The sequence below is a fragment of the Fundidesulfovibrio sp. genome, assembly GCF_058402725.1.
In genome coordinates this window covers 20339-38043 of sequence record NZ_JBZVFJ010000005.1, presented here as the reverse complement: position 1 = coordinate 38043, position 17705 = coordinate 20339, and the positions used below count along the sequence as shown (strand labels likewise).

At 64.4% G+C, this 17705-nt stretch carries 15 protein-coding genes; 3 read left to right on the top strand and 12 right to left on the bottom strand.

Features of this window, described 5'->3' with window-relative positions; all coding sequences use genetic code 11:
- Nucleotide 1: 1 nt before the first annotated feature.
- Nucleotides 2–1963, top strand: coding sequence for a glycosyltransferase (locus ACV4UX_RS01560; RefSeq protein ID WP_491591576.1), 1962 nt, complete (start codon nucleotides 2–4; stop codon nucleotides 1961–1963).
- A 136-nt stretch (nucleotides 1964–2099) separates the two neighbouring features.
- Entirely contained in the window at nucleotides 2100–2699 is a 600-nt protein-coding gene (locus ACV4UX_RS01555) for a recombinase family protein (protein WP_491591575.1), read from the top strand.
- A 264-nt stretch (nucleotides 2700–2963) separates the two neighbouring features.
- Here the strand turns inward: ACV4UX_RS01555 and ACV4UX_RS01550 are convergent, their stop codons facing one another.
- From ACV4UX_RS01550 to ACV4UX_RS01510, 9 genes are all read right to left on the bottom strand, one after another.
- Nucleotides 2964–3242 (bottom strand): EF-hand domain-containing protein, encoded by a 279-nt coding sequence (locus tag ACV4UX_RS01550; RefSeq protein WP_491591574.1) that lies wholly within the window; start codon nucleotides 3240–3242, stop codon nucleotides 2964–2966.
- A 271-nt stretch (nucleotides 3243–3513) separates the two neighbouring features.
- On the bottom strand, nucleotides 3514–5286 hold the full coding sequence (gene rpoD, locus ACV4UX_RS01545; protein ID WP_173080223.1) for an RNA polymerase sigma factor RpoD: 1773 nt from the start codon (nucleotides 5284–5286) through the stop codon (nucleotides 3514–3516).
- Complete coding sequence (gene dnaG / locus ACV4UX_RS01540; protein ID WP_491591573.1) at nucleotides 5283–7049, bottom strand: DNA primase; 1767 nt, start codon at nucleotides 7047–7049, stop codon at nucleotides 5283–5285. Before dnaG ends, rpoD begins: the two co-directional genes overlap by 4 nt.
- 67 nt (nucleotides 7050–7116) lie before the next feature.
- Complete coding sequence (locus tag ACV4UX_RS01535; RefSeq protein WP_491591572.1) at nucleotides 7117–9474, bottom strand: endonuclease MutS2; 2358 nt, start codon at nucleotides 9472–9474, stop codon at nucleotides 7117–7119.
- Between the two features lie 161 nt (nucleotides 9475–9635).
- Nucleotides 9636–10082 carry a GatB/YqeY domain-containing protein gene (locus tag ACV4UX_RS01530; protein WP_491591571.1) on the bottom strand — a complete coding sequence of 149 codons (447 nt, stop codon included), beginning with the start codon at nucleotides 10080–10082 and terminating at the stop codon, nucleotides 9636–9638.
- 11 nt (nucleotides 10083–10093) lie between these two features.
- A complete protein-coding gene (gene rpsU, locus ACV4UX_RS01525; RefSeq protein ID WP_173081155.1) occupies nucleotides 10094–10294 on the bottom strand; it encodes a 30S ribosomal protein S21 in 201 nt (66 codons plus the stop codon).
- Between the two features lie 315 nt (nucleotides 10295–10609).
- Complete coding sequence (locus ACV4UX_RS01520; RefSeq protein WP_173080231.1) at nucleotides 10610–10882, bottom strand: HU family DNA-binding protein; 273 nt, start codon at nucleotides 10880–10882, stop codon at nucleotides 10610–10612.
- Between the two features lie 245 nt (nucleotides 10883–11127).
- The gene (rsmA, locus tag ACV4UX_RS01515) at nucleotides 11128–11967 is read right to left on the bottom strand and encodes a 16S rRNA (adenine(1518)-N(6)/adenine(1519)-N(6))-dimethyltransferase RsmA (protein WP_491591570.1); all 840 of its coding nucleotides are present in this window, start codon (nucleotides 11965–11967) and stop codon (nucleotides 11128–11130) included.
- Nucleotides 11964–13277, bottom strand: a complete 1314-nt coding sequence (locus ACV4UX_RS01510; RefSeq protein ID WP_491591569.1) for an O-acetylhomoserine aminocarboxypropyltransferase/cysteine synthase family protein — start codon at nucleotides 13275–13277, stop codon at nucleotides 11964–11966. The genes rsmA and ACV4UX_RS01510 overlap by 4 nt, the downstream gene beginning before the upstream one ends.
- Nucleotides 13278–13377: 100 nt before the next feature.
- Here ACV4UX_RS01510 and ACV4UX_RS01505 point away from each other — a divergent pair, with 100 nt between their 5' ends.
- Nucleotides 13378–15057 carry an FAD-dependent oxidoreductase gene (locus tag ACV4UX_RS01505; protein WP_491591568.1) on the top strand — a complete coding sequence of 560 codons (1680 nt, stop codon included), beginning with the start codon at nucleotides 13378–13380 and terminating at the stop codon, nucleotides 15055–15057.
- Nucleotides 15058–15354: 297 nt separating this feature from the next.
- Here the strand turns inward: ACV4UX_RS01505 and ACV4UX_RS01500 are convergent, their stop codons facing one another.
- The 3 genes from ACV4UX_RS01500 to ACV4UX_RS01490 form a co-directional block, all read right to left on the bottom strand.
- Nucleotides 15355–15495, bottom strand: coding sequence for a hypothetical protein (locus ACV4UX_RS01500; protein WP_491591567.1), 141 nt, complete (start codon nucleotides 15493–15495; stop codon nucleotides 15355–15357).
- Between the two features lie 113 nt (nucleotides 15496–15608).
- Entirely contained in the window at nucleotides 15609–15938 is a 330-nt protein-coding gene (locus ACV4UX_RS01495; RefSeq protein WP_491591566.1) for a hypothetical protein, read from the bottom strand.
- 252 nt (nucleotides 15939–16190) lie between these two features.
- Nucleotides 16191–17693: a sigma-54 interaction domain-containing protein gene (locus tag ACV4UX_RS01490; protein ID WP_491591565.1), complete on the bottom strand. Its 1503-nt coding sequence runs from the start codon at nucleotides 17691–17693 to the stop codon at nucleotides 16191–16193.
- Nucleotides 17694–17705: the final 12 nt, after the last annotated feature.

Below are 17705 nucleotides of genomic sequence, written 5' to 3'. Positions count from 1 at the left end.
CATGGCTAAAAAGACTCAACTTGCACGCGAGTTATACTTCGCCTGGCTACTCAGAGACGACATCCGCCAACTAATTCCCGACACAGACCCGCAGTGGCAGACAAACATGGAATTATGGTGGTTGTTGAACGCAGACACAGAGTACCCTGCGGCATCCAAGCGCATCAACCCATCAAACTTCCACAACATCAATGACCCCGTAGTCCCCGCAGCAGACCAGCACAGCTTCCCGCTCACACACCTGATGCTGTACATCTGGAATGTACGTGACGACGTTTTAAGGCGATACCCACAGGACGACATTTGTGGACTCACAAACTTTTTACGATGGTTCTTTGTTTTCGGCGTCCCTGAACACAACCTCTTCAACTCCATCACAAACGAGACAATCACAAAACTATTATCTCCATATTCATGCAAACTGGAATCTTATCCATACCACAATATCCTCACTAACTACACATGGAAATCACTGCAACATCTTCAAGATGAATTTGACATAACAAGCCAAAAAGGAGAATTTCGTTACCTTGCATGGTATTACATGGATGGCATCAACGAACTGGGACACGCTCCTTACTGGTCGCATCACCCTCCGCACTGGCTCGACCAACCATATCCTGCCTATCCGCACCTGACGCACGCCACCGTACTGACATGGCTCTGGCGCTTTCCACAATCCAACCTGCTCGATCTGACATCAGGCACCACCCGGCGCGACGTTATCCATTGGTACGCATCACAAACTCAATTCCATGACACAATTAGTCGACTACTGAATAAACCGGCAGACACACAACGCAAAGAAGGCGCCATCCGTCGAGTCTTGCCGCAAAAGAAAAGACCCGCTGGCGTCAACATCATCGGTTATGCGCGAGGCGAGTTGGGGATTGGCGAAGACTCACGCATGGCGGCCCTGGCCATGACCCGAGCGGGAATACCATTCTCCGTCGTCAACATCCCCTGTGGATCCGACACGAGACAGGAGGACAACACTCTCGATGACTATCTTTGCGAAGAAGCACCATATGCAGTAAACCTATTCTGCCTGACAGGAATGGACACATCCAGGGTATGGCTAGAACGTGGCGAGGAACTCTTCCACGACAGGTTCAACATTGGCTATTGGCCATGGGAACTTCCCGATTGGCCGACGGTCTGGCACGAAGCATACAATATCGTCGACGAAATCTGGTCTTCAAGCAGATTTACCGAAATGTCTTTCAGCAGATCGGCAACCGTTCCAGTGCTATTCATGCCCATGGCTGTCCATGTGGAACAGTCTTGTCAACTTGCCAAACGAGATTTCGGCCTTGACAACCATGCGTTCCACTTTCTCTACGCATTTGACTTCAACTCCTACATGGCACGAAAAAACCCCTGGGCAGCACTCCGTGCCTTCAAGAAAGCCTTCCCCTTGGGCACGGAACCCGCTTGCCTGGTGTTGAAAACCATGAACAGCAAGACGCTTTCTCCCCTTTGGCTATCATTTGCCCACGAAGCATCACACGACCACCGCATTCTCATGATCGACGGGACCATGGCGAAAACAGATTTGACAGGCCTCTTTTCCGCATGCGATGCATACGTATCGCCGCACCGCTCTGAAGGTTTCGGCCGCACCTTGGCGGAAGCAATGCTCCTCCGAAAACCCGTGATCGCCACTGACTTTTCCGGAAGTACAGACTACCTGTCTGGACGCACGGGATTTCCGGTTCGAAGCCAACTCGTTCCGGTCGGACGCGACGAGTACCCATTTAGCGACGGCATGCACTGGGCCGAACCGGATATTGATCATTTGGCGTGGCGCATGAAACAAGTCGTTTTGAACAGCGACATTGCTTCATCACGAGCACACTGCGGATTCCGGCACATTACAACTCATTACAACCCGACACACATCGGACAACAATACGCAATAAGACTGTCGCACATACTAAAGAAAACTACATCACCACTATAAACACATTGAAGCGTCACCATCACTCATTCTTATCACTACACGCAACGCAACTACCACCAATAATTGACGCGTTCCCTGCATGTGCATTTCCATGCAACAAGGATGCTCACCCCACATCCGAATAAAGAGGAATTCCATGAGCAAAGATTCGCTACCCGGAGCAGACGGAATCCATTCTTCGTGGGCGATGTGGTCTACCAATACACTCGACAAGGAACCACACCAACAGAAGGAATCGCCCTCTTCCTTAAACGCGCAAGAGTTAGCAGCCACCCCCGCCTACGACACAATAATATTGCACAATGAACTGCTTGCTCGCGAAAACGAACTCCTTAGACAACGGCTTGCGATTGCGGACAAACAGATCGAGGTCAAGGATTCCCTTATCAACGACTTCAAAATCATGTCGGAGAATCTCTCAAAACAAAACAGTGTGCTACTGATGCTGACACAGGGAGTACCGATCAACAGAATATTGAAGCAACCACCTACAGACATCAGCGCGACTACGGAACATACAACAGCAAGCGACTTATCTGCCATCATACCCAAGACATTACGCGAGACACTTCATGCGCGGAAACAGACTGCCTTGAAAATTATTGACGAATGTCTTCAACAGGGCATGTCTTACAGACAGATCGCTGACAGACTCAATACAGACAACATATCCACACTGTCAGGCAAGGGCTTGTGGAACAGAAAACGTGTCGGCAACATGGTCCGTACCGAATGACAAGCAGGTCTTAAACACCAGGAGTGAACTTTCGATGCGCGTCCGGCTGCGGAAGGACAATTCACGTAAATCCTGTCGTTTTTATTCGGCCAATACACAGCAAACACTCGACAAGAGAAAGCATTGTAGCAACATCTTCTCTGTATCGCTTAAAATATCCCCGCCTGCAGCGTTCATGTACCAGTGGATGGCCCCACGGAGACGGGATGCGGCCCGGGCGGCCAACGCCGGAATCCGGACGCGCCGCGCGAGCCTCAAGAACGTCTAGAGCCCGCCTGCCTGACGTCGGGCCTTCATCTCCCGCACGAAGGGCTGCCACTCGCTCAGCGAGAGCCTGCCGTCGCGGTCGGCGTCGGCCTGGGCGAACATCTCGCCGGTGAAGCCGGGGAACTGCTTCTGGATTTCCGCCTTGGTCAGGAAGCCGTCCTGGTTGGCGTCCATGCGGTCGAAGAGCCGGTGTTTGCCTGCGGGTTGGGCCTGGACGGACGGCGAAAGGACGGAGAGGACGCAGGCCACGGCCGCGAGGGCGAAGAGATGACGCATCTTGGGGACTCCTTGGGTTTCGCGCCGCGTGATGCGGCGCACGGACAGGAGTCGGACGTTTGGAGGACGCGGTTACGGTCGGGGGCGTGCTGCCCGGCACCGTCCCGGACAGTTCGGGGCGTCCGCCCGCCCACACCAGCGCTCCGGCACCATCTCCCGCCCGGTCAAGAACGCCCCATCGGAAAAAACAAAGCGCCGGACGGCCACAGCCCCCCGGCGCTTTCGATCATTGTCCCGAAAGGCGTCGTCCTTCCCGGCGTGCGGCCCTGGCCTAGCTTTCGTAGTAGCTGCGCAGGTGCTGGCTGCGCACGGGGTGGCGCAGCTTGCGCAGGGCCTTGGCCTCGATCTGGCGGATGCGCTCGCGCGTGACGTTGAAGAGCTTGCCCACTTCTTCGAGGGTGTGGTCGCTCTTCTCGCCGATGCCGAAGCGTTTGCGCAGCACCTGCTCCTCGCGGGGGGTGAGGTCCGAAAGCACGCGGGCGATCTGCTCCATGAGCTTGGTGTTCACCACCTCTTCGGCCGGGGCCAGGGCCTTCTTGTCCTCGATGAAATCGCCCAGGCTGGAATCCTCTTCGTCGCCGATGGGGGTTTCCAGGGAAATGGGCTCCTTGGCGATCTTGAGGACCTTCTTCACCTTCTCCAGCGGGTAGTCCATGCGCTCGGCGATCTCCTCGGGGGTGGGGTCGCGCCCGAGTTCCTGCACGAGGTAGCGGGAGGTGCGGATGAGCTTGTTGATGGTTTCGATCATGTGCACGGGGATGCGGATGGTGCGGGCCTGGTCCGCGATGGCGCGGGTGATGGCCTGGCGGATCCACCACGTTGCGTAGGTGGAGAACTTGTAGCCCCGCTGGTACTCGAACTTGTCCACGGCCTTCATCAGGCCGATGTTGCCCTCCTGGATGAGGTCCAGGAACTGCAGACCGCGGTTGGTGTACTTCTTGGCGATGGAGACCACCAGGCGCAGGTTGGCCCGGATGAGCTCCTGCTTGGCGCGCGAGGCGGCGTTGTTGCCGCGCTTGATGCGCCAGAGCACCTCCTCCAGGTCCGATACGTGGTGGCAGCACTTGTCCTGGAGGCGGTGGAGGATCTCCATCTTGGCCATGATCATTTCCTTGAAGGAGAAGACCTCCTCCACGGTCATGGACAGGGACTCGGCGGCCACCATGGGGTTGATGTCGCGGGCTTCGAGCTGCTGGAAGAGGCTCTGGATTTCCGACTGCGTGCGCCCGGTGGAGAGGATGTAGGCCGAGAGGTCGCGCTGGCAGTTGTGCATCTGGCGCACGTAGTCCTCGACGGTCTCGATGACGCGGTCGATGAGAGTCTTCTCCAGCTTGATGTCTCGCAGGCGGTTGACCACCTCGTCCTTGAAGGCCATGATCTCGCGTTGCACGCCCGCCACGCGGCGTTCCAGGCAGGCGCAGGAATCGAGCTTGCAGTACACCTTGCGGCGCTTCTTGAAGATGGCCTTGAGCTCGTCCAGGAGCAGAATGACCCGCGAGCGCTGGTTCATCTCGTCTTCGGAGGGGTCGTCTTCCTCGATGGTCTTGACCACGTCCTTGAGCTTGATGCGGCCGAGCTTGAGGTCCTCGCCCACCTGGATGAGCTCTTCCAGAGCCACGGGCACCTCGACGAGGGCGTAAAGCACGTCCATCTCGCCGTTCTCGATCTTCTTGGCGATGTTCACCTCGCCGTCGCGGTCGAGCAGCGGCACCGCGCCCATCTCGCGCAGGTACATGCGCACGGGGTCGGTGGAACGCGAGGAGTAGTCCAGCGCGTCCTCGCTCTCGGTGAGTTCCAGACCGCCCTCCTCGGGGGCCTCCTCGCCCTCGGCGGGCATGACCTCGATCTTGCGCATCTCCTTTTCGGAATCGACGATGGCGATGTCCATGGAGTCGAAGATGGAGATCACTTCCTCGATCTGGTCCGGATTGGCGGACAGCTCCGTGGGCAAGGCCTTGTTGACTTCCTCGAAGGTGAGAAAGCCCTTCTCCTTGCCCTTGGCGATGAGGGTTTTGATCTGCTGGATGTCCTTGATGTTGCTCACTGATTCCTCCCCACAAGCTCGCTGAATGCAGCCATGAGGCGCTTTTCCTCTTCGGAGTCGCCCCTGTCGCGCGCCACCCGCATGGCCTCGATAAGCTCCCGCCTGCGCTCTTCGGCCCGCACCTTGCCGGCATGGGCCGTTATGTCTTCCCACCAGCTCCGGGCCTCCTCCTCGGGGAGAGGGTCCTTGCTGGCGCATTGTCCCCAGAAACGCTTCTGGCGCTCGTCCAGGTAGGGCAGCACGTCGCTTTGCCCGTACCTGGCCAGAAGACGCCAGAAAGCCCTGGCCCTCTGCGTGGCCAGGGTCTCGAACACTCCAAACCGCTCCATCTCCGGAAGAAAATCCGGACAACGGATGGCGAATTCCAGCACCTGGGCGTCGGCGCGGGCCTCGACGCTCGGGGCGCGCTCCTTGCCGCCGGAAGGCGCGCCCTTGGCCCCCTCGCCCGCCCTGCCCTGTGCGCCGCCCTGCTCGCGGCCCTTACGGGAGCGCGCGCCACGCCGCGCCGCCAGGTTGCGCAGTTCGTGCTCGCCAACGCCCAGGCCGTGGGCCAGGCGCGTGAGCATGGCCGCGCGCACGGCGTCGGAGGTAAGCTCCTCCAGAAATTCCAAGGCCCAGTCCACCACCTCCTTGGACGAGCGCGAGGCGCGCACCGTGGAGAGGCAGAAATCGAGCCCCTCGCGGGCCTCGTCCAGACAGGCCTGGAAGGCCTGCGCGCCTCCGGCCTTGAGAAGGCTGTCGGCGTCCTCGCCCTGGGGCATGAGCGCCACCCGGCACTCGGCGCCCTGGGCGAGAAGCATCCGGGCGCTGCGCAGCCCGGCCTTCAGGCCCGCCGCGTCGCCGTCGAACACCAGCGCCACCTGGCGCACGAAACCCGTGAGCCGCTTCACCTGCTGGGGCGTCAGCGCCGTGCCCAGCACCCCGCAGGCCTCCCGGAAGCCGTGCTGGTGCAGGGCGATCACGTCCAGGTAGCCCTCGGTCAAGAGCGCCCGGCCCGCCTTGGTGAAGTGGGGCCTGGCCTGATGCAGGCCGTAGAGGTGCTCCCCCTTCTTGTAGACCGTCGAGTCCGAACTGTTGAGGTATTTGGGCTCTCCCTCGCCCATCACCCGTCCGCCGAAGGCCACCACCTTGCCCGAGACCTCGTGGATGGGGAACATGAGCCGGTCGCGGAAGCGGTCCCAGACGCGGCCGTCGTCGCCTTGTACCAGCAGCCCCGCCTCCACGGCGTCCTGTTCCCGGTATCCCTTGCGCCGCAGAAGCCCCTCCAGGCCGTGGTAGTCCGCAGGGGCGTAACCCAGCTGGAAAAGTTCCGCCGTCTCGGGACTCACGCCGCGTCGCTCCAGGTATTCCCGGGCATGGCCGCCCTCGGGGCCGCGCAGGCGATCGCGGTAGTGGTCGCGCGCCAGGGAGTGCATCAGCGCGCCGGCCTGGCGTTGCCTGCGGCGCTGCTCCTCCTTGGGGTCCGGCTTGTAGTCAGCCAGGGCCACGCCCGCTTCACGGGCCAATTGCTCCAAACCCTCCCGAAAGTCCAGGCCGTTGATACGGCAGTAGAAATCGATCACGTCGCCCGAGGCCTGGCACCCGAAACAGTAGAAGACGCCCTTGTCCGGATTCACGGAGAACGACGGCGTCTTTTCGTTGTGAAATGGGCACAGCCCCACAAGCCGCGACCCCGCAGGCTTGAGCGCCATGTACCGCCTGATCACATCGGCGATGCCCATTCTGGACTTGAGGGCCTGGATGGCCCGCGGGTCGCTTTTCATGCTCCGCCGTGGTTTGGGTTGGGCTCAAGCTAAGTCCGTTTCCACCGGGGGCAAGCCCCGGGCGCGTCTATTTCAGTTCCACCATGGTCATGCCGTCTCCGCCGCGCTCCTCATTGGCCAGTGCGAAGGAGGCCACGGCGGGAAAGTCCTTCAGGAAGGCGTGCACCTCGCGGCGCAAGGCCCCCGTGCCCCGGCCGTGCACCACCTCCAGCGAGCCCACGCCGCGCAGGATGGCCTTGTCCAGGGCGCAGCCGAGTTCCGAAAGGGCCGCGTCGGCGCGCAGTCCGCGCAGGTCCACCACCATGGCCGGGCCGGACGGGGCAGGCGGGGCCTCCTGGCGGCCTGGCTCCTGGGCCTGTCCCGAGACGGCGCGAGGCTTCGCGGCGGCCTGGGTCGCGGAGGCGGCGGCCTGGGGCGAAACGTCCTCGAAGGCGGCCCAGAGGCTCACGCCGCCCATGTCCACCTTGAGGGCTCGGCGCTTCTCGTCCTTTTCGCGCACCACGCCCGCCTTGTCCCAGCCCCTGAGGCGCACGCGCGCGCCGGGCTGGGCGTCCTCCCAGTTCCAGGCCGGGGCGGCAGGGGCCTGGGCGGCGGTTTCATCGCGTCCCAGGGATTCCACGGAGCGGCGGGTCTCGGCCAGGTCCTTCAGGGCCTGCTTGCGCCCGATCTTCTCCTGCTCGGCCTGACGCAGAATGACGCGGGCCTGCTGGCGAAGCTCTTCAAGGAGCCTGCCCCGTTCCTTCTCGAAAGTCTCGGCCAGCTTGCGGCGGCGCTCCTCCAGCTTGAGCTTCTCCTTGGCCAGGGCCTGGATCTCGCGCTCGCGCTCCAGGGCCAGCTCGTTGAGGCGCTCGAAGAGGCGTCCCGAGTCCTCGCCGCCCAGGAGAAGGTACTTCTGGGCCTGCTCCAGCACGGCGTCGTCCAGGCCGCAGTCGCGGGCAACGTCCAGGGCCACGGACGCGCCCACCTGATCGTAGGCCAGCACGTAGAGCGGCTTCTTGCTGGAGGGATCGAAGAGCATGGAGGCCGAGCGCGCCCCGGGCTTGGTGAGCCCGTAGGCCTTGAGCGCCGGGAAGTGTGTGGCGGCGGCCGCGAACGCGCCCTTTTCCAGAAGCTTGTCCACCACGGCCTGGGCCAGCGCCGCGCCCTGGGCGGGGTCTGTGCCCGCGCCGAACTCGTCCAGGAGCACCAGGCAATGCGGGCCAAGATCGCCCCAGACGCCGCTCAGATGGCTGATCTGTGCCGTGAAGGTGGAGAGGTGGTCCTCCAGGCTCTGTTCGTCGCCCATGAAGACGTGCACGGCGTTCCAGAAAGGGATGCGGCTGCCTTCGCGGCAGGCTGCGGGCAGACCGGCCAGGGCCATGAGGGCCGTGAGTCCCAGGGTCTTCAGGCACACGGTCTTGCCCGCCGCGTTGGCCCCGCTGATGATCAGGGCGCGCTGCTCGGGCTTGAGCAGGATGTCCACGGGCCGGGCCTTGCGCGGATCGGCCAGGGCCAGCAGGGGGTGGCGCGCGGCGAAGAGTTCCACGGAGCCCTCGCCGCCCACCTCCGGGGCGTGGCCGTCCAGGAGCGAGGCCAGCTCGGCCTTGGCCAGGAGCACGTCGAACTCCACTGCCAGGGAGTATGCGGCGCGCAGGGCGTCCTCCTCCAGGCGAGCCAACTCCGTGAGGAAGACCAGGACCTTCTGCTCCTCCTCGCGCTCCTCGCGCTTGAGTTCCTGGAGGCGGTTGTTCACCTCGACCAGGAAGAGGGGTTCCACGTAGCAGGTCTCGCCGGTCTGGGAGTAGTCGTGGATGATGCCCTGGACGCGGCCCTTGAAGTTGGTCTTGAGGGGCAGCACGTAGCGGTCGGACGAAATGGTCATGAAATCGTCCTGGAGGTAGACGGTGAGGCCCTCCTTGGAGACGAAATCCTTGACCTGGCTGGTGCAGCGCTGGTGGATTCGCCGGATTTCCTGGCGCACGGAGAAGAGTTCGGGGCTGGCCTCGTCGCGCAGGCCGCCGTCGCGGGCCAGACAGCGCTTGAGGGCGGGGTGCAGGCGCTGGGGCCAGGGGGCGTCCAGTGCGGTTTCGGCCAGGAGCTGCCACCGGACGGGCTCCTGGCTGCCGGAGAAGTGCTCGCGCAGGGCGTGGGCGGCCTCCAGGGCCTCGCGCACGGCCCAGAGGCCGTCGGCGTCCAGGACGCGGTGGGCCTGGCCCAGGTAGCGCAGCACGCCCTCCAGGGAGGGGAAGGCCCTGGAGCGCAGGCCCGTCTCCTGGGCGCAGGCCCGGGCCTGACGCAGGAGTTCCTGGGCGCGGGAGAGTTCGGCCGGGTCTTCCATGGGGACCACGGCGAGGCAGGCGTCCGCCCCGGGCTCGCTGACGGCAAGCCGGGCGAGATGAGCAAGAACCTTGTTGAATTCCAACTGAATGAGTGCGCGGGAGTGCATGTGGGATCAGCTCGCGAGGGCACGCTCAGGACGTTGGGATTCGTCGCGGCGCGGAAGACGAGGATTCATGGCGAGGCCCCGAATGGATGACGGTCCGACCGGTTGCGCCGCAGCGTGCGGCGCGGCTTCGCGTGGGGACGGCGCTCCCGACGGCCAGGGCCTCAGGAGGAGAGCCTTGCTTTGACGAGTTCGCCGGCGGCCTTGCCGTCGATGCGGCCCTTGTGCCGGGCCATGAGCGCCTGCATCACCTTGCCCATGTCCTTCATGGAGGCGGCTCCGGCCTGGGTCACGGCCTCCTCGACAGCGGCCGCCAGGGCCTCCGCAGAGAGCTGCTCGGGAAGGTAGCCCTTGAGCACGGCCATTTCGGCCTCTTCGCGATCGGCCATCTCGGCGCGTCCGGCCTTGCGGAACTGCTCCACGGACTCCAGGCGCTGCTTCACCTGCCGCGCCACGACCTCCAGCACCTCCTCGTCGGTGAGGGGGCGCAGGAGTTCCACCTGACGATTCTTGGCGGCCGTCTTGAGCATTCTCAAGACGGCCACCTTGATTTCGTCATGGGCCTTGTAGGCGGTCAGGCAGTCCTGTTCGATCCGCTGGAGCAGGCTCATGATGGGGTTCTCTACATCTGGTTGATCTTGCGCATTTTCTTGAGCAGACGCTTGCGGGCGGCCGCCTTCTTCTTCTTGCGCATGACGCTCGGCTTTTCGTAATGCTGACGTTTCTTCAGCTCCGAGAGGATGCCGGCCTTCTCCACCTGCTTCTTGAAACGGCGCAGGGAGATGTCGAAGTTGTCGGACTCTTCAAGATAGACACCGGGCAAAGAGATCACCCCCTCGTTCGGTCCGGCAGCGCCGGACACCCAATATATTCCAGGCAAAGAGGCTGACTACCCAATTGCTCATGGAAGTTCAAGCATTCATTTTGCAAATCGACAAACAATGTGGCGCGGACGAAAAACCGCCCGGCCTTTCGACCGGGCGGCGATCTGGCGTACCCCAGCAGGTAGGCCCCGATGCTCAAATCTCTTCGCGCTGCCACCCCCCGGACGGCCGACGGTTTTCCGCGCCTGTCGGCATTCCGTGCGGCTGCGCTTTGGAGAAGCGCCGAGCCCTGGACGGCGATGCCGTCCGTCGAACTACTTCACGGAATCCTTGAGCAGCTTGCCGGGGCGGAACTTCACCACCTTGGAGGCGGGAATCTTGATCTCGGCGCCGGTACGGGGGTTGCGGCCGGTGCGGGCCTGGCGCTCTTCCACCAGGAAGGTGCCGAAGCCGGTCAGGGTCAGCTTCCCGTCGGAAACCAGCGTGCCCTCCACGGCGTCAAGGAAAGCGTTCAGGGCGCGTTCGGCGTTGGCTTTGGTGATGCCGGCCTTCTCAGCGATTTTGACTACCAGGTCAGCCTTCGTCATCGGTCCTCTCCTCCTCGGGTTCTGTTGCGATACGCCCTCGGCGCATCGGGGCTAGCAGGCGAAAAAACATGTATTCCGACCGAACATCCGGCCGCATAGCGGCGACGCGCCGCCAAGCCAGACGAACGGAAGACGGGTCAGGCTTATAGCAATCATGGGGTGTTGTCCAGCGGGAATGCCCTGTTTTTGCGGCCTCCTGGGCTCTGGGGGGGGCCTCCGCGCCCCCTCTTGCGCCGTTTCGGGCATCAAGCGTCGCCCATGGCATGCATCAGAAGAACGATCTGGCCCGGCGTGAGCTCCTCGGGTCTGCAGCGGGTCGAAAGCCCTTGGGACTCCAGGAAGGCTCCCGCCGTTGGGGTGATGTCCGCGCCCAGGATGCGCCCCAACTGCTTGCGTCGCATTGAAAAAATGCGCTTGACGAACCGCGCCAGCCGTCCGGGGTCGCGGGGTCGTTCGCTGACGGGGCGAGGCGTGAAGGCCACCACGGCCGAATCCACCTTGGGCCTGGGCGTGAAGACGTTGGGCCCCACCTTGAAGAGCTTCGCGGGAGTGACGAAGCTCTGCAGCCATACCGAGAGCCCCCCGTAGTCCCCCGTTCGCGGGACCGCCACGATGCGTTCGGCCACCTCCAGCTGCACCATGAAAACGGCCCGCGCGAAGCGTTGCGAGAGCCAGGCCAGATCCCACATGATGGGCGAGGCCACATTGTAGGGGAGGTTGCCCACCACGCGCACCCTGGGCAGGCGGTCGAGGCGCTGCCAGTCGAAGCGCATGGCGTCGGCGTTCACCACGCAGAGCCCCGGGAAGCGCCGGGGCAGCTCCGGGGCCAGGTCGCGGTCTTTTTCCAGGGCCAACACCCGCCCTGCCCCGGACTCCATGAGAAACCCCGTGAGCGCGCCGCGTCCGGGGCCGATCTCCAGCACTGCGTCGCCGGGCTCCACGCCGAGCGACGCAACGATCCGCCGGGCCACGTTGGGGTCCGTGAGGAAGTTCTGGCCGAGGCTCTTCTTGGGCCGCCCCCCGAAGCTCCCGGGGGCGGCCCCGGCTCGAACGCCCTGCTTGCCCCTCTCCTTGCCCTCTTTCACGACTGGCTCGCCGCCAAGGCCTGGTCCAGGTCCGCCATGATGTCGCCCGCCGTCTCCAGGCCCACGGAGATGCGCACAAGATCCGGCGTGACCCCCGCGTCCAGCTGCTCCTGGGGCGTGAGCTGCGAATGGGTGGTGGAGGCAGGATGGATCACCAGGGTCTTGGCGTCCAGGATGTTGGCCAGGTGCGAGCAGAGCTTCACCGAATCGATGAACTTGCGCCCGGCCTCGATGCCGCCCTTCACCCCGAAGCCGAACACCGCGCCCGGCCCCATGGGGAAGAAGCGCCTGGCGCGCTCGAAATCCTGGTGGCCGGAGAGTCCGGCGTAGTTGACGAAGCTCACGGCCGGGTGGGTCGCCAGGAAGGACGCCACTTTCATGGCGTTCTCGCAGTGGGTGCGGGCCCGCAGGGGCAGGGTCTCCACGCCCTGGAGGATCAGGAAGGCGTTGAGGGGCGCAAGGCAGGCCCCGGTGTCGCGCAGGAGCCCGCAGCGGATCTTGAGGGTGTAGGCCATGCAGCGCAGCTGGTCCTCTTCGAGCCCGCAGAAGCTCTTGAAGAAGTTCATGCCGTGGTAGGTGGGGTCGGGTTCGGTGATCTCGGGGTAGCGTCCGCCTGCGGTCCAGTCGAACCCGCCCTTCTCCACGATGGCCCCGCCGATGGAGTTGCCGTGGCCGCCGATCATCTTGGTGAGCGAGTAGACGCACACGTCGGCCCCGAGGTCGAAGGGATTGAGGATGGGCGGCGGAGAAACGGTGTTGTCCACGATGAGCGGCAGCCCGTGGGAGTGGGCCACGCGGGCGATGGCCTCCAGGTCGTCCACGTTGCAGCGGGGGTTGCCGATGGACTCGGTGAACACCAGGCGCGTGTCCTTGTCGATGGCCTGGGCGAAGTTGGCGGGATCGGCGGACTCCACGAAGCGCGCCTCGATGCCGAAGCGCTTGAGGGTGTGGGCGAAGAGCGTCACCGTGCCGCCGTAGAGGTTGGACCCCGCCACGATGTTCTGCCCCGCCTGGGCGATGGACGTGACGGCGTAGAAGATGGCCGCCATGCCCGAGGCCACGGCAAGTGCGGCCGTGCCGCCGTGCATGGCCGCCAGGCGCGTCTCCAGCACCTCGTTGGTGGGGTTCATGATGCGCGAATAGATGTAGCCCGCCTCCTTGAGGGCGAAGAGGTCGGCCGCGTGGTCGGAATCGCGGAAGGTGTAGGAGGTGGTCTGGTAGATGGGCACGGCCCGGGACCGGGTCTGGCTGTCGGGGGTCTGCCCGGCGTGCAGGGCCAGGGTTTCAATGCCGGGTTTCCTGTTGTTCATGGCTGGCTCCTTGATGGTCGTGGCCCATTCTCTACCCGCCGCGCGGGGAAAAGAAAAGAGTGTTGAACCCCAACGCCGTCCTCGGCTAGGGTGAGGTTCTATGGGCATCTTCCGGAAACTCATCTCCGCCATGGCGGGCAAGGACGCAAGCATGGACAACCACGCCCGGGACGAGGGCTGGCAGCTTCCCGAACGCAGCCGCGAAGAGTTGCGCCACCTCTTCCAGCAACTCGACAAGCCGGTGAACCTCCACGCCTTCACCCGCGAAGGCGAGAATGACGTGTTCAACCGCTTCCTGCTGGGCTTCCTGCGCGACCTGGCCCGGCTTTCCGAGCGCATCCTGGTGCACGAGCACGTCCTGGGCGGCGAGGAGGCCCTGCGCCACGGCGTCACCCACTCCCCCACCGTGCTCGTGGAGCCGGAGCGCCTGCGCGCGCGCTTCGTGGGCGCGCCCCTGGGCGAGGAGGGCCGCACGTTCCTGGCGGTCCTTCTCATGGTGTCGCGGGGCGATTCGGGGCTCGCCAAGACCACGCGGGAGATTCTGGCGGGGCTCACGGAAGAGCGCGTGGTCAAGGTTTTCGTCACGCCCACCTGCCCCTACTGCCCCGGCCAGGCCGTGCACGCCTTCCGCTGCGCCCTGGAGCGGCCGGATCTGGTGGAGGCATGGTGCGTGGAGATCGGACAGGCCCCGTACCTGGGCGAGCGCCACCGCGTGAGCAGCGTGCCCCAGACCAGCTTCAACGGAGTGCTCGACGTCCTGGGCCTTGAACCCGAAGAGCGTTTCGCGGCGGAACTCGTCGCGCTCAAGGAGCAGCGCGAGGCCCCGCGCCCCGCCCGCTACAAGCCCGGCGAGACGGTGCGCGTGGACATCTTGATCCTCGGGGCCGGTCCGGCTGGGCTCACGGCGGGCATTTACGCCGGGCGCGCAGGCCTGAGCGCCCTGCTGCTGGAGCAGGGGGTGATCGGCGGACAGGTGTCGCTCACGCCCGTGGTGGAGAACTACCCGGGGTTCGCCAACATTGCGGGGCTGGCCCTGGTGGAGATCATGGCCGCCCAGGCCAGGCTCTACTGTGAGATCGTGCCCGGCGAGGCCACGGAACTCTCCATGGAGGACGGCGTGGTCCGCGCCCGGGCGGCCGGACTCCAAATCGAGGCCCGGGCGCTGCTGGTGGCCACCGGGGCCACGTGGCGCAAGCTTGATGTCCCCGGCGAGGCGGAGTTGTTCGGCCGCGGGGTGAGCCACTGCGCCACCTGCGACGGTTTCTTCTACAAAGGCCGCCGCGCCCTGGTGGTGGGCGGGGGGAACACGGCCGCCACCGACGCCCTGCACCTGAAGAACCTGGGCGTGGACGTGGCCCTGGTGCACCGGCGCGGCGAACTGCGCGCGGAGAAGCATCTTCAGGATTCCCTGGCCCGCGAAAACGTGCCCCTGCTCCTGAACCGCGCCGTGGAGGCCGTCTTGGGACAGGACCGGGTGAAGGGCGTGCGCCTGCGCGACGCCCTGACCGACGAGACCTCCGAGGAACCGGCCGACGCCCTCTTCGTGGCCGTGGGCCAGACGCCCAACACCGAACCGGCCGTTCGCCTGGGCTGCTCCCTGGACGCCGACGGCTGCATCGCAGTGGACAAGGCCATGCGCACCAGCGTGGAGGGGGTCTACGCCGCAGGCGACGTGACCGGAGGCGTACGCCAGATCGTCACCGCCGTGGGCCAGGGGGCCACGGCCGCGCTCACGGTCTTCGAGGATCTCAAACGGCGCGAGGCGCGGGGCCAACCCTGATCCCACGGCGCGCGCGAAGCGCATGCACGGCCCTGCCCAGGGCTCGCCGTCGAGGACAGCAAGGGGACATCCCGGCTGGCTTGCGCGCTCCAACGTCAACGCGCCGCTCAAGGGGCGAGGCCGACGAGCATGCGCACGCCGGGGACGCGGCCGCAGGCGCTCCCCGATCGCCGCAGGCCGGGCGTTGCTCTCTAGGGATGCGCCCTCACGGTCCTTCCGGGTGGACTGCATTGACCGACACGAAATCCCTCTGATTCAACCTGCGGGATACATTCCACGCCTTTCACAATCGCAACTCTAGCGGTGGATGCGGTGGGCGTGCGCGCACGCGCGCAGGGCGTCCAGGGCCTCGCCCACGGTGAGCGCGGCGAGAAGCGTCCAGCAGAGGGCCACGGCGGCAGCGCTGCCCAGCCTGTCCCAGATGTGCATGTCATCCATGTTGGGTACTCCCTGATCGGGCGGGGCCGCGAACCGTGCGGCCCCGCCTTAGTTAGCCATCTAACAAACCGTCCCGGCCTTGTCGAGCCTGAGCGAACACGCTTCAACCATGACTACTTCGTCACGGTGGTGGACTTCTCCCAGCTCTTGGAGTTGCCGCCGGGGCCGGTGACGGACTTGTCCTTGGTCCAGGTATTGGTGGTGCTGTCCCAGTTGCCCGAGGACTGGGTCTGCACGGAATTGTCGCGCGGCCCGGTGGTGGCGGACGAACGCTGGTAGCCGGTGGCGGTCCGGTTGGCGTTCACGTTCTGGGTGACGCTACGACCGCCCTGCCCCGTCACCGACGTCGACCGCTTGTAGGCCCAGGCCTCGCCACCCGACAGGACGGCTGCGCACAAGAGCAGCAGGGCGGTGACGGTCAGGCTTTTCACGATGCGTTTCATGTCGTTCTCCTTTCCCTTGAGGGTGATGTCTCCCGGAAGGCAACGAACGGGCCAAAGGCGTAGCTCTCCATAAAAAGCAACAACGACGGGACCTTGGTTCGACAATGATGCTGAGGCATTCAAACGCCTGGAATGACGGGACGTCAAATCTACGAAATGCCGCCACAGGAGGCTTTCCTCTCAAGTCCCGGAACGGCGGCGTACGGTTACATCTTATTCGTCGGGAAGCGAACAAATCGCCTCCGAAAGACTTCAGCCTTTGGAAATACCGAGCTTTTTGAGGCGGGAATCGAACGTGGAGCGGTTGAGCCCGGCCTGCTTGGCGGCCTTGCTCACGTTCCAGCGGTGGCGCTCCAGCAGACTGGCTGCGTAGGCGCGCTCCATCTCCTCCCAGGTCCAGGCGGCAAGCTCCGGCCCCTCGCCATCCTGGGGCAAGGAGGTCTCCGGCGAAGCGGCGCCCAAGTGGGCGGGCAGATCCGCGATCTCGACCACCTCGCCCTCCACCACGGTGAGGATGTATTTCACCACGTTTTCCATCTCTCGGATGTTGCCGGGCCAGCAGTAGTCCAGGAGCAGCTCCCTGGCCGGGGCCACGAGGCGCTTGGCCGGGATGCCCATGCGGCGGCAGTCGGCCTTGAGGAAGTAGTCGAGCAGTTCGCCCAGGTCCTCCCTGCGCTCGCGCAGGGGGGGCAGGTGCAGGGGAAGTACGTTGAGGCGGTAGAAGAGGTCTTCGCGGAACTCCCCTTCGGCCATGGCCTGCTGGAGATTCTTGTTGGTGGCCGAGATGATGCGCACGTCCACGGTGCGCGCGACCGCCCCCCCCAGGGGCTTGATCTCGCTGTTCTGAATGAGCCGCAGGATCTTGGCCTGGAGCGAGGGCGCCATGTCGCCGATCTCGTCGAGGAACACCGTCCCCCCCGCAGCGGCCTCGAAGAGGCCTGTCTTGTCGCGGTCGGCGCCGGTGAAGGCCCCTTTCTTGTAGCCGAAGAGTTCGCTCTCCAGGAGCGTTTCGGGGATGGCCGAACAGTTCTGCACATGGAAGGGCTTGTCGCGGCGGGGGCTGGCCTGGTGGATGGCCTGGGCGAAGAGTTCCTTGCCGGTGCCGGACTCGCCGGTGATGAGCACGGGGAAGTCGGTTCTGGCGTAGGAGTGCACCTTCTTCATGGCCTCCTGCACGGCCGGGGAGCGCCCGACGATGGGAGGAGCGCCCTTGAAGCGCTCCAGGGCGGTCTTGAGGCCCCGGCACTCGCGCTCCTTGTGCTCGAAGGCCAGGGCCTGTCCCAGGGCGATGGAGCCGATGCCCACGAGGTGTTCGAGCACCTCCAGGAAGTCCTTGCGCAGGTTGAGGCGGCTGCCCTGGGCCGAGGTGTCGATGAGCTCCAGGGCCCCGTAGACCGTGCCGTCGCGCAGGATGAGCGGATAGCACAGGATGAGCGTGCTCTTGGCCGCGAGGCCCTGCTCCAGGTCCTTGTAGTGGCGGGGGTCCTTGAGGGGTTCGGAGATCGTCATGCGGGCGTTCTCGATCACCCAGCCCACCACGCTGGCGCGGCCCGTGGGAATCTCCACGCCGAGAATCCGTTCGCTCTGCTCCCCGGCGGCCTCGATGCACGCGATGGTCTCTCCGCGCTTGACCCAGAGCGACCCCCGCTCCACGTTCTGAACGGCCAGAAGCGCCTCCAGGAAGCGGCGCTGGAAGGCCCCCGGGGCCATGTCCTCGAAGATGGAGCGGGTGAATTCCAAAACCTTGGCGAACATGGCGTCTCCGGA